Here is a 12,595-nt window from a genome sequence, read left to right as displayed (position 1 = left end):
CTACGAAGGAACAAGCGGCATCAATCATTTTTCTGATATGAATCGTGTTGATTTTGATTGTTATTATACCTGCTATCACAAGTATAAATTGAAGGAAACAAACTTGTCAAACGGAGATAGCGTTCTCGAATGACTAATCGATGACTTCCTCGAAGAAGTGTAAGAGATCGTTCATGGATAATGCTTGTTTTTCTTCTTTCGCTAAGTCTTTGACGATACGGCCTTTTTGTAAGACGATCAAGCGATTCCCATATTTCAAAGCATCTTCCATACGGTGCGTGATCATCAAGCATGTTAACTTTTGCTCTGTGATGCGTTGGTTGGTCAATTCCATCAGCAGCTTGGCTGTCTTAGGATCTAGTGCTGCGGTATGCTCATCTAATAAAAGTAATTCTGGCGCTTTGATCGTTGCCATCAATAAACTTAAGGCTTGTCGTTGCCCCCCTGACAATTCGCCAGCAGGTGTATCCAAATGTTGCTCTAATCCATTCCCTACTTCTTGGCATATTTTATAGAACGCTTCTTTTTGGGTTTTCAATTGACGTAAACGAAGCGTCCGTTTCTCGCCACGTTTTTGAGCTAACAATAGATTTTCTGCAACGGTCATCCGTGGTGCAGTCCCCATTTTCGGGTCTTGGAATACTCGTGATAGAAATAAAGCTCGTGCTTCTTCTGACAACTTAGTGATTGGCTGGTCTTTAAAATAAACCCCGCCTTGACTTAATTGCAATGTTCCGGCAATCGTATTGAACAAAGTACTTTTGCCCGCCCCATTACCGCCAAGAACAGTGATAAAATCTCCTTCATTGATGGTCAATTGGATATCATCCAATAATACTTTTTCTTCGTGCATCCCATTGTTGACTACTTTTCTACCATTTTTGATCGTTAAGATAGCTGTCATCGTTAGACCTCCTTTTCAAAGCCAGTTTTTAATTTCAATGCTTGTTTCACTTGTGGGATCATCAGGCAAGCCGCTAAGATGATCGCTGAGAATAATTTCAGATAAGTTGTATCAAAACCTAATTTGATAACAGCTAAAATCAATAATTGATAGATGATGCTTCCGACAACGATTGCTAATAAACGCTCGATCAGTGTCAACTCCTGGAAAATGACTTCCCCAATGATGATCGAAGCTAGTCCGATCACGATCACGCCGATTCCTTTGTTGACATCCGCATAGCCATCGTTTTGAGCGATCAATGCGCCTGATAAAGCAATCACTCCGTTAGATAAAGTCAAACCTAAGATTTTCATACGGTCGGTTTTGATTCCTAATGAACGTGCCATTGTCTCATTATCTCCAGTGGCAATATAGCCTTGCCCTAGATCTGTATTGAAGAAAAAGATCAACACGCTGATCAATAAGCCCAGCGATAATAATCCTAATAAGACAGTGTCAAAATAATTCGGTAAATGTAGTGCGTGGAACACATCTTGTAAGACTGGATGATTCAACAATGAAAGGTTGGGTGTGCGCATCACGAACAAGATGACTGAGTTTAAACCTGACATTACTAAGATACCGGCTAAGATGACTGGAATCTTTCCTTTTGTATAAAGTAAGCCTGTGACAAGGCCAGCTGCCATTCCGGCCAAAACACCTAGAATCGTTGCCAATAATGGACTAACGCCATGCGTGATTGCTGTTACACAGACAGCCCCACCAAGAGGGAATGAACCTTCTGTTGTCATATCAGGGAAATCTAAAATGCGGTAAGTCATAAAAATCCCTAAACCTAATATGGCCCATAACATACCTTGTGAAATTGCGGATACGATCATTGTTCTTCCTCCTTGATCTCTGTCAGTACTTTTGCATCTTGTTTGATGGATTCAGGAATCGTGATTCCTAATAGTTCTGCTTGCTTTTCATTGACGATGATATCGCCTTTATCAAAGACATAGACAGGGGTTGTGGCTGGTTCTTTCCCATTTGCTAAAGCGGCTGCCATTTTACCTGTTTGTACACCTAATTCGTATTGATTGATTCCAATTGTCGCTAACCCACCTTGTTCGACCATCGTATCGACAGAAGGAATTACTGGGATATCTGCTTTATTTGCTTCTTTGATGACCGTTTGCATCGCGTTAGCAATCGTGTTATCTAAAGGAACATAGATAAAATCAACTGATTGGCTCATGACTTGGACGGTTTGCGCAATTTCATTCGTTGAAGGGACGGCATACTTCACTGGTGTTAGTCCTTTGGCTTTTGCCGCTTCTTCTGCTTGGCTGACTTGATAACGTGAATTGTCTTCTGATGATGCATAAAGAATCCCGACCGTTTTTGCTTTTGGTAATAGTTCTGTCGCTAATTGGATCTGCGCTTCCACAGGTGGTTGATCCGACACTCCTGTGATGTTGCCTCCTGGTGCTTCTAAACTTTGTACTAGTCCTGCCCCTACAGGATCAGTCACTGCGCCCAAGACAAGTGGGATATCCTTTGTAGTGTTTGCGATGGCTTGTGCTGCTGGTGTCGCAATACCTACGAGAACGTCTGGATTATTTTGAACCAATTGTTGACTCATAGTAGCTAACTTACTTTGGTCGGCTTGACCATTTTGGAAATTGATTTCTAGGTTTCGTCCTTCTTCCAAACCTGACTCTTTTAATCCATCTTTGATCCCTCGATAGATTTCATCTAACGCAGGGTGACTAACGAACTGTAAGACCCCAACAACTTTCTTATCATCTGTTCGATTTCCTTCAACAGGTGGCTGATCCTTGATCGTTTCGTAGATAAATGTACCGGTCAAATAGATAAGTATCAGTGCGATTACTGCGATCAATCGTTTATTTTTCATTTTTATTTCCCCTTTTTTGTTATGTATTTTTTTTAAATAAATCGGCTACGTGTGTAACTTCGAGCGAATGAACAAAAAAAGACAATCACCGCTAGTACGGTCATTGTCTTTTACCAACAAAAAACCGCATAGAGCCATCTATGCGGTCGTCAAATTCTTGTCCAGCATAGATACAAACTTTAGAATCGTACATTGTTGTACTCTAAAAAGTTGTATCTACGAAAAAGTTCGCCCTTGATACAACTTATCTACGCCAGTTACGCCAATTATTTTTATGTTCTGATAAAAATTGAATTGATAAGTTCATCTTGGACCATCCTTTCCTTTAAGTGTTATCCTAAGTCTAATCGAATTTTATTTATCCGTCAACTAATTTTTTATTTTTTTGACTTTTTGTTATTTATCACTAAGTATTCCGCTACACTTACTCCAAGGTACTCTCTGTTGTTTCTTCCGCTTGTTCGCCGTTTGCTAATTCTTTTTCAAGTTGTTTGATGTTGATCAATGGCAATCGATTCAATGCAGGAACCAAGGTTTTCTCAAGTTCTTCTTTATTTTGGTCAGAAAGGACTAAGCGATTTCTCTCTTTTCCGCCATCAAAGAAAATAATAGTGATTTTATCTTTTTCGATCCCATACCGTTGTTCTAATTCTTGGGTATCATAAACGAGTGGATAGAAGAAAATCGTTCGATTCAACTCACTACTTTGTTGCGGATCTTCAAATATATCCATCACTTGTTTGTAAAGCTCACCCTTTGGCAGACTAAACATGACTGAGATGGCTCGACTATCAGTAATCTCTTGATGCGCGGAAGAAAATGGCAAAGGCTGTAACTTTTCGGAATGGATCGAGGAATAAATCAATGAATCCACCTGTGCTTCTTTAATTTTACTTGGCAAAAAAAACATTGCAGCCGTCAACAAAAATGAACAGCTCAGAAGAAGACCGATCCGTCTGAAGTATTTTTGAGGATGTTGTTCAAAATCCTCTGATAAATTCGTGTAGCTCATTATGATTTTTTCCTTTATTTCTACCATCAATCGCTGCATCTTCTTTTCCCCCACCTGTCCTTTCTCTAATTATACCTAAAATCAAGCGAAAGAACGAAATAAAACACTAGTTTTTCATGTAAATTCTTTCGTTATTCTCTCTTTTACAGAAGAAATCATCCGGTCCATTGGTCTTTCCTTTCTTTTTTCGTTATAATAAGTGTACTTATGAATAGAAATGAGGAATGAATCATGTCCTTTGATGGTGTATTTACCCATGCAATGATCCATGAATTGCGCGAAACACTATTATCTGGTCGGGTCTCAAAGATCCACCAACCGTATGAAAATGAAATCATTTTGGTGATTCGTTCTCGTGGAAAGAACCACCGATTGTTGTTATCTGCTCATCCAAGTTATGCCCGTGTCCAGATCACAGAGATCGATTATCAAAATCCAGAAAATCCGCCAAACTTCGTGATGATGTTGCGCAAACATTTAGATGGTGCGATTTTAGAAAATATCAAGCAAATCAAAAATGACCGAGTCATCCACTTCCATTTTTCAAAACGGGATGAACTAGGTGACTTACAAAATATTGTTTTGATCGTTGAATTGATGGGACGACACAGTACCATCGTTTTAGTGAACCAACAAACACAAAAGATATTAGACGCCATCAAACATATCGGCAGCTCACAAAACACGTATCGTTCGTTACTCCCTGGTGTCGAATATGTCGCACCACCTGAACAAGCGGTACTTGATCCTTTTGAAGCAACAAAAGAACAAGTATTTGAACGACTATCAAAAATCGAGCCAAATGCCAAAGCACTACAACAAGCCTTTCAAGGATTAGGCCACGACACTGCATTAGAATTAGTCGAACGGATCAATCAGCGACCGAATGAAAAAATGGCTGTCTGGGAAGAATTCTTTACTGCAATCGATCAACCTACACCCACACACTATGAAGTGGGCACAAAAGAATACTTTACGCCGATTGCTTATCAAGAATTGGCGAAACAAGCCGATTCAGTGCAAGAATACGCAACTTTAAGCGCGTTATTAGATGCGTTTTACCAAGAAAAAGCGGAAAAAGATCGAGCGAAGCAACAAGGCGGCGAACTGATCCGTAAAATCGAAAATGAACTGAAACGTAATCGCAATAAATTGAAAAAGCGCGAGCAGACCTTGCTTGATTCAGAAAATGCGGAAGAGTTTCGTCGTGATGGCGAACTATTGACGACTTTTATGACTCAAGTTCCTCGTGGTGCGACTGAAGTGACCTTGGCGAACTATTATGAAGAGAATCAACCAATCCGGATTGCTCTTGATCCCGCCTTAACACCTAATCAGAATGCGCAAAAGTACTTTCATCGCTACCAAAAACTTAAAAATGCGGTCAAATTGATCGGGAAACAAATCGAAGAAGCGAAAAGCGAGATCCAGTACCTTGAATCTGTCCTTTCGCAATTGGAGATTGCTGGACCGATGGATATCGAAGTGATCAAAGAAGAGCTATTAGCAGAGGGCTACTTGAAAAAGAAAACAAACAAAAAACAAAAGAAAGCAAAACCTTCTCAACCTGATCGCTACTTCTCTTCTGACGGCACCGAGATCTTAGTTGGTAAAAACAATCTGCAAAATGATCAATTAACCATGAAAACTGCAAGAAAAACGGATCACTGGTTGCATGCGCAAAACATCCCAGGGTCTCATGTGATCATCAAGAGTGACCAACCTTCTGATGAAACCATTACGGAAGCTGCTGAACTAGCTGCGTATTACTCCAAATATCGCCACTCTGCACAAGTTCCTGTGGATCTAGTGCAAGTCAAACATATTCGCAAACCGAATGGCGCTAAACCAGGCTATGTGATTTACGAAAACCAAAAAACGATCATTGTGACGCCAGAAGAAGAAAAAATCCAAGCAATGACAAAAGATTGATTTTGCTGAAAAAAACCGACGTCAAGAAGTCATGACTTCTGACGATCGGTTTTTTTGTGGTTCAAAATACGAATGACAAATTAAATTCGATAGCCTGTCGCAATGATTTCTTTTGTGCCAGTCGTTCGATCGAAGGCTTCTAAGACAAATCCTGAACCATAATCGACACGATAGGTACCAGCACCAATTTTTTGTCCTGCCACATTTGCATCGACTTTCTTCCAGTTATTACGACTTTCTGTGATATAGCGATCCCAATAACTATCTGACAGCACTTGGCGGTCGCCAACTACCGTTCCAAGTCCATATGTATGGATACGCCCAGCAGAGTCTTTTTTATACGGGATATCTGCTCGGATGCGTTCTTGTAAATCAACCGATCCTGTTGCTTCACCTGTATAAAACACCCAATTGACTTCGACTGTATGTCCCGGTCGAACACTGATGGCTTGACCAGGAACAGTCCAGCCTTTTTGTGTCTCCCGTGTATGTGAAATGGTTGTACTAAAATTGTAACTTAATTCAAGACCCATACTTGCCGAACCAAACATTGGTACACTGATTTCAGTACTCGCTGATGTAGAAATACCTGCAGAATGTGTGGTTGATGTCGTAAGCGAATCTATATAAGTTTCGGTATAAGAAGGTGTGGTAAACGTTTGATCTTGATTTGTTTGATTATGAAAAACACTTGTATTCACAGTTTTTGACGTTTGTTTCGTTCCCATATCACTATTGACTCCTACTGAATAGGATTGACTGGACACATTTTTTGGATTGTATTCATTGCCAGTGAGTCTTTCATTCACACCAATATCTCCCCATTGATACATTTGGTAGGACAAAGCATAGGCCATCGTACTCATGCGATCGATCGTGCTTTGATTGACCGATTTCAAATACCCTTCCCCGATTTGTGGAAGCGAATCATCCGCACAAGCAACCGACTCCCCTTTAAATAGTCCTACACTCGTCGCTCCAACTACTCCTAACATTAATTTTATTACTTTTTTCATTTTGTTGATCCCCTTTATCATTATTGATAAACCAATGGTGAAATCGTTCCCAATCGATTTATTAATGACAGTATGAATCATTTTTTTAACTATGTAACATTATGTACTTTACTGCAACAATACAGTCAGACTTGAACGAACAAAAAATAAGCCTGAAATCAACATTCACTGATTTCACGACTTATCTTTTGCTTCATCTTCTTTTCCAATGAAAGGATTGATTCGATTTTAAACGTTCACTTCACCTGTTTCATCACCTGTTGGATACTTGTGATAAACTTCTTGGCGATATCACTTAATGGCTGCTTTCCAGAATAAATGACATATAACTCATTCATCGGACTATCAGCTAATGGAATCAAGCGTAAATATTCTTTGATCTCCCCGATCACGATGCCAGAGCCTGAAGCGTAGGCATCTGTTTCTAACACAATGTTCATCAATGTGCCACGATCACTCGTATAGATCACCGATTCTTGTTCAGGGATCTCAATTAGATCTTCATAAAAGTAAGGGAAATTATTGCCATCTTGTGTAAACCGAACTTGCGGAAATGCTGCTAGCTCTTCTACCTTTATTTCTTCTTGCTGGGCAAGTGGATGGCGCTGTCTAAGAAAGATATGGGTCTTAAATGTTCCTAAAGACTGCGCGATCAATTCCCCTTGTCCTAAGTAACGCTTGATCCCTGTGCGATTATGGTCATTCATATAAAGGATACCTAACTCGCTTTGCTGCTGTTGGACTTCTTCGATCACGTTTGCTGTCGTCGTTTCCATGATCCGAAACTGCTTCACTTCTGCTTTAAAGGTCTCGATCAGTTGCGCAGTCAATGGCCCTAAAAAATCATAGTGTTGTGAAGCAATCGAAAAGCTTTCTCGCTTTTCACTTTTCTGGTAATAGTTTTCCAAAGAATCTAATTGTACTAAAATCCGTTCCGCCCGTTTTAAAAAGGCTTGACCTTCTTCTGTTAGATAGGCACCTCGATTCGTGCGGGTAAATAAAGTGATACTTAATTCGTTTTCCAATTCTTTGATCGCTGCAGAAAGGCTTGGTTGAGAAACAAACAATTTTTTTGCTGCTTCTCGAAAACTTCCATTATTCGCTACCGCAGTGACATATTTCAATTGTTGGATGTTCATTTCGTCCCCTTGTAATAATAAATTTTTCGTTCCTTTACTGGTTGTAATGGACGATTATTTGGCTGCGCATATTGTCCTTTGAATGGGATCAGAAAATCACGATTCAATTGACCGACTTGATCCATGACGAACCATTGGATCGGTCCACTCGTTGGGGGAGTGGTCAATGAACCAACGTAATGATAATGACTTTTCTGCTCAGGGAAAAAGACAGAGGCATCGGTCCAATGTTCATGTGCATCAAGGTCCCATTTGTCGCCATTTTGGCGATCATATAACCAACCCTTATCATTTGATAGATGGTACATCGCACCAACCACTAAGTTTTCTTGTCGTTCGTTCGTATGGACAAAGTGAAACTCGATATCTTCTTGTTTCCCATTGATGACGTGTTCTGACGGCATGTGAAAATGGATGTCGGTCAAATAGTATGTCTCTTCATTGAAAAGAACGTAACTAATTTGATCGTATGGCACAAGATGGATCGTGTTCTTGAACTCCTTATCCGTGAAGCGTTGCTTCTGATAGTGAAAAGACAGTGTTTCTTTCGTGTCACTGTTTTTTTCACATGTAACTAGAGGAATGGGCGATTGCAACTCAAATTCGGCTCCTTTTGCAAACCAATCGCACAACTCTGCCCAATGTTCCGGTCCTCTTTCACCAGAATAACCCCACTCAACATCCATATTCTTCTTCAACTAAAATTCCTCCTGAATCAGTTACCTACAAGGCACTTCGACTATTCTTTTTCTTTTTTGACAATATTTGAAACAGCTGCTAAGAAATCCTCTTTTCCATAGAATTCTTGATTGAGCAACTCCGGAAAGATCTCCTTGAAAAAATATTGGACGGACGGTCGATGGTCAAAGCCTTTGATCGTTGTGACCGCCTCAATAAACATCTCTTTATAGACTTTTTCCGGATTATTTTTACTGATCTCATCAAATGATTCATACAACAAATCGATTTTATCTGATACAGCTAGCAATTCGCCTTCGACCGTATCGTCTTTTCCTTCGAACAAGCGGCGACGATAGACGTCTTGTAATGCTTCGGGAATTTCTTGATTGATGAACTCATCCGTCATTTTTTCTTCGACGGTCTGTAGCATCCCTCGCAATTCTTTACTTGCATATTTTACTGGAGTTTTGATGTCGCCGATAAAACGTTCCGTGTAATCATGGTTCAAAGCTTTTTCATATAAGAGTTTCCAATCGATTGGTTGCCCATGGAGTTCTTCAATATCACCTAAGACTTGCGCAATTGAAGCCACACGATATGAATGAGCAGCAACAGTATGTTCAGTATGTTTAAAGAAACCTGGCGCCCGTGTGATTCTTTCTAAGTTATTTAGTCCTAAAATAAATTCATTCAATCCCATAAAGATTCCTCCTCCTTGAGATGACTTTTCCGATAATCTTATCATTAAATAACTTGAATTCGCAAATTTTCAGCTTATTATCTTTAGAGGTTTTCATTTATAAAAGATTAGTTTTTACTATGTACCGTCAGGATTTGGCTAGTTCACAAATAGAAAAAGGGCTGAAACAACAAATGTTTTCCCGCCCTTTTTTCAACTTAATCCGTTACCCAATTCTCAGGATCTTTTTTCCATTCTTTTAGTAAAGCTAATTCTGTTTCGTCAATGGTTTTGTTTTCTAAAGCAAATTCGATCAGCACAGAATAATTCGTCAAAGTAACCAATGGCAGACCCGCTGCTTCAAAGTTAGCTTTTCCTTTTGGCAACTCGTAGGTAAAGATAGCTGCAACACCTAAAACATCCGCCCCTTCTCGTTTTGCTGCTTCAGCGGCTTCTAGCACACTTCCACCTGTTGAGATCAAATCTTCAATGACCACCATTTTTTGTCCTTCGAAGATCCGTCCTTCGATTTGGTTCCCTTTGCCATGAGCTTTCGCTTTGCTGCGAATATAGACCATTGGTAAGTCTAAGATCTCAGCTACCCAAGCTGCATGAGGGATTCCTGCAGTTGCTGTTCCAGCAATCACTTCGACTTCTGGAAATTCTTGCTTGATTTTTTCAGCTAATCCTTGAGCGATTTCTTTTCTGACTTTTGGGTAACTCATCGTGATGCGATTGTCACAATAGATGGGGCTTTTGATGCCACTTGCCCAAGTAAATGGTTGATTGGGGCTTAAGAAAACAGCTTCGATTTCTAAAAGGTCTTTCGCAATAGTTTGTTCGATATTCATAGATCAACGACTCCATTCTGCTTTGATTGTTTGATAGGCTTGATAAGGATCTTCTGCTTGTGTGATCGGTCGTCCGACAACGATAAAGGTTGAGCCGATTTCTTTTGCGCGGGCTGGTGTCACGATTCTGGTTTGGTCACCAGCAACTGTTCCTTCTGGTCGGATGCCAGGGGTTAGACACGTAAATGTGTCACCTGTTTTTGCTTTGATCGATGCTACTTCAAGTGCTGAAGATACGACCCCATCTAAACCTGCTTCTTTTGCACAAGCTGCGTAGTGGATCACACTTTCTTCTAAGGGCACTTCGATCAGTTGATCATGGTGCATCTCTTCTTCGCTCGTTGAAGTCAGTTGCGTGATTGCTAAAAGTAAAGGTCGTTTCTTACCTTCGGGTGTGCCATCTGTCAAACCACGCATCGCCGCTTCCATCATACGGATACCGCCGGCAGCATGGACACAAGTGATGTCTACGCCTAATTTTGCTAAGCCACGCATCGCTTTTTCCACGGTATTCGGGATATCATGTAATTTCAAATCTAAGAAAACATCATGTCCCGCGTCTTTTAACCAACGAACGATGATTGGTCCTTCTTGATAAAAGAGCTCCATACCGATTTTAACGAATAACTTTTCGTCTTCTGGGAAACGTTGCATAAAGGTTTCTACTTCTTGCCAAGATGAAAAATCTAAAGCAATAATTGGTCGTTGATTCATTGATTTCTACCTTCTTTCACTTCTTTGATCAATTGCTCTAAAGACTCAATGCCTAACTCGCTCATTCTCGCTGGTAGGTCTGCAATCAGTTTTGGACAGATATAAGGGTCGGTAAAGTTGGCTGTCCCAACAGCAACTGCACTTGCACCTGCCATATACATCTCCAGTACATCATCAACGGTTTGCACACCGCCCATCCCAATGATCGGCAAGTTAGAGACACCTGCCACTTGATGGATCAAACGAATAGCCACCGGTTTGATCGCTGGCCCTGAGAGACCGCCTGTTTGATTGGCAAGAATCGGTTTTCTAGTTTTCAGATCGATACGCATCCCCAGCAAGGTATTGATCATCGTAAACCCATCGGCGCCGCCAGCTTCAATAGCCTGTGCCACTGGAACGATATCCGTAACATTAGGAGATAATTTGACATAGACAGGGACATTCGCCACTTTTTTCACCGCTTGTGTCAGTTGGAACGCCACATCTGGGTCAGTACCAAAAGCAATTCCGCCGTGTTTGACATTTGGACACGAGATATTAAGTTCGATGGCATGGACATTCGGTGCATCACCGATCTTGCCACAGACTTCAACATAGTCTTCTTCACACGCGCCAGCGACATTTGCTATGATCGGCAAATCTTTATAGGTGGCTAATTCAGGTAGCGATTTTTCCATGACCACTTCCATTCCAGGATTTTGCAACCCGATCGCGTTGAGCATACCAGAAGGTGTTTCTGCTACTCGCGGCGTGGGATTACCAAAGCGCGCTTTAGGTGTCGTCGCCTTTACCATAATCGCGCCAAGTTGGTTCAAATCGTAGTATTTGCCATATTCTTTGCCAAATCCAAAGCAACCACTTGCTGGCATGATCGGATTCTTCAAGTTTAGGCCTGGAAGTTTAACTGCTAAAGGGTTACTCATAAAATCACCTCTCCTGCTTGGAAAATCGGTCCTTCATCACAGACTTTCAAGCTTTTCGTTCCTGTTTCATCGTCTGGGACATGACAGACACATGCGTAACATGCACCGACACCACAGGCCATGCGAGACTCTAATGACAGTTGGACGTTAGGGTGACCGGTGAAAAGCTGTTCCACTGTCTTTAGTAATCCATTCGAACCGCATGCAAAAACAGCAGCAGGCTTATCTTTTGCCGCAAGCAATAGATTACCGACATTCCCATGCAGTCCATAGGTGCCGTCATCCGTTGCGATCCTTGTATCACCTAGCTTTAGAAATTCTTCTTCATAATACATTACTTCTTGTGAAGCAAAGCCTAGAAAGTGAATCGCTTTGACGCCTCGTTCCTTCAGCTGTTTCGATAGTTCGTATAAAGGCGGAACACCGATCCCTCCACCGACAATGAAGACCTCATCTTCTTTCGTTAATCCTGAAAGATCGAAGCCATTCCCTAAAGGTCCTAAGACGTCTAAAGAATCACCAGCAGTCAATTCTGCGAAATGCTTTGTTCCGTCTCCTTCTAAACGGTAGATGATACGACAAGTTTTTTGTGATTGATCGATCTGGTTGATACTGATTGGTCGGCGCAACAACAAATCTGCTCGGGGTACGCGAATATGAAGGAATTGTCCAGGGCGTGTCATTTCTTGGACTAATTCCCCAGTCAGTGTCATTTCATAGATTCGTGGTGCTAGTTGCCGTTGGTGAACGATTTTCATTACTTCTTGTTTCATCTCTACACTCCTATGTTTTGGGACTTTTTCGCTAGACTGCTTTGCTTTTTTCATTTTTTAAA

The 12,595-nt window shown here is 41.0% G+C and carries 13 protein-coding genes; 1 reads left to right on the top strand and 12 read right to left on the bottom strand.

What is annotated here, in order from left to right; translation table 11 throughout:
* Window positions 1-133 precede the first annotated feature (133 nt).
* The 4 genes from IGK77_RS07275 to IGK77_RS07260 all read right to left on the bottom strand — a co-directional run bounded on the left by IGK77_RS07275 (window position 134) and on the right by IGK77_RS07260 (window position 3,861).
* A complete protein-coding gene (locus IGK77_RS07275) occupies window positions 134-904 on the bottom strand; it encodes an ABC transporter ATP-binding protein (RefSeq protein ID WP_065095787.1) in 771 nt (256 codons plus the stop codon).
* Between the two features lie 2 nt (window positions 905-906).
* Window positions 907-1,788 carry an ABC transporter permease gene (locus tag IGK77_RS07270; protein ID WP_019722826.1) on the bottom strand — a complete coding sequence of 294 codons (882 nt, stop codon included), beginning with the start codon at window positions 1,786-1,788 and terminating at the stop codon, window positions 907-909.
* Complete coding sequence (trpX, locus tag IGK77_RS07265; RefSeq protein WP_071867273.1) at window positions 1,785-2,810, bottom strand: tryptophan ABC transporter substrate-binding protein; 1,026 nt, start codon at window positions 2,808-2,810, stop codon at window positions 1,785-1,787. Before trpX ends, IGK77_RS07270 begins: the two co-directional genes overlap by 4 nt.
* A 424-nt stretch (window positions 2,811-3,234) precedes the next feature.
* A complete protein-coding gene (locus IGK77_RS07260) occupies window positions 3,235-3,861 on the bottom strand; it encodes a hypothetical protein (protein WP_074798966.1) in 627 nt (208 codons plus the stop codon).
* 192 nt (window positions 3,862-4,053) lie between these two features.
* Here IGK77_RS07260 and efbA point away from each other — a divergent pair, with 192 nt between their 5' ends.
* Window positions 4,054-5,754 (top strand): fibronectin-binding protein EfbA, encoded by a 1,701-nt coding sequence (gene efbA, locus IGK77_RS07255; RefSeq protein WP_071867271.1) that lies wholly within the window; start codon window positions 4,054-4,056, stop codon window positions 5,752-5,754.
* Window positions 5,755-5,834: 80 nt separating this feature from the next.
* On the opposite strand, the gene IGK77_RS07250 is transcribed toward efbA, so the two are convergent.
* The 8 genes from IGK77_RS07250 to IGK77_RS07215 form a co-directional block, all read right to left on the bottom strand.
* Window positions 5,835-6,770, bottom strand: a complete 936-nt coding sequence (locus tag IGK77_RS07250) for an ETX/MTX2 family pore-forming toxin (RefSeq protein ID WP_074798963.1) — start codon at window positions 6,768-6,770, stop codon at window positions 5,835-5,837.
* A 236-nt stretch (window positions 6,771-7,006) separates the two neighbouring features.
* Window positions 7,007-7,909, bottom strand: a complete 903-nt coding sequence (locus tag IGK77_RS07245; RefSeq protein ID WP_074798961.1) for a LysR family transcriptional regulator — start codon at window positions 7,907-7,909, stop codon at window positions 7,007-7,009.
* A complete protein-coding gene (locus tag IGK77_RS07240; protein WP_074798959.1) occupies window positions 7,906-8,607 on the bottom strand; it encodes a carbonic anhydrase family protein in 702 nt (233 codons plus the stop codon). The genes IGK77_RS07245 and IGK77_RS07240 overlap by 4 nt, the downstream gene beginning before the upstream one ends.
* A gap of 41 nt (window positions 8,608-8,648) precedes the next feature.
* Window positions 8,649-9,290: a YfbR-like 5'-deoxynucleotidase gene (locus tag IGK77_RS07235; RefSeq protein ID WP_019722833.1), complete on the bottom strand. Its 642-nt coding sequence runs from the start codon at window positions 9,288-9,290 to the stop codon at window positions 8,649-8,651.
* Between the two features lie 197 nt (window positions 9,291-9,487).
* On the bottom strand, window positions 9,488-10,120 hold the full coding sequence (pyrE, locus tag IGK77_RS07230; RefSeq protein WP_010735509.1) for an orotate phosphoribosyltransferase: 633 nt from the start codon (window positions 10,118-10,120) through the stop codon (window positions 9,488-9,490).
* 3 nt (window positions 10,121-10,123) lie between these two features.
* Window positions 10,124-10,834 (bottom strand): orotidine-5'-phosphate decarboxylase, encoded by a 711-nt coding sequence (pyrF, locus tag IGK77_RS07225; protein WP_071867267.1) that lies wholly within the window; start codon window positions 10,832-10,834, stop codon window positions 10,124-10,126.
* Complete coding sequence (locus tag IGK77_RS07220) at window positions 10,831-11,760, bottom strand: dihydroorotate dehydrogenase (RefSeq protein WP_065095779.1); 930 nt, start codon at window positions 11,758-11,760, stop codon at window positions 10,831-10,833. Before IGK77_RS07220 ends, pyrF begins: the two co-directional genes overlap by 4 nt.
* Window positions 11,757-12,533 carry a dihydroorotate dehydrogenase electron transfer subunit gene (locus tag IGK77_RS07215; RefSeq protein WP_438713122.1) on the bottom strand — a complete coding sequence of 259 codons (777 nt, stop codon included), beginning with the start codon at window positions 12,531-12,533 and terminating at the stop codon, window positions 11,757-11,759. Before IGK77_RS07215 ends, IGK77_RS07220 begins: the two co-directional genes overlap by 4 nt.
* Window positions 12,534-12,595 lie beyond the last annotated feature (62 nt).

The organism is Enterococcus sp. DIV0806c, assembly GCF_051710905.1.
GTDB lineage: Bacteria > Bacillota > Bacilli > Lactobacillales > Enterococcaceae > Enterococcus_B > Enterococcus_B mundtii.
Note: the sequence above shows the minus strand (reverse complement) of the source record. Positions and strands in the feature narration are given on the sequence as shown.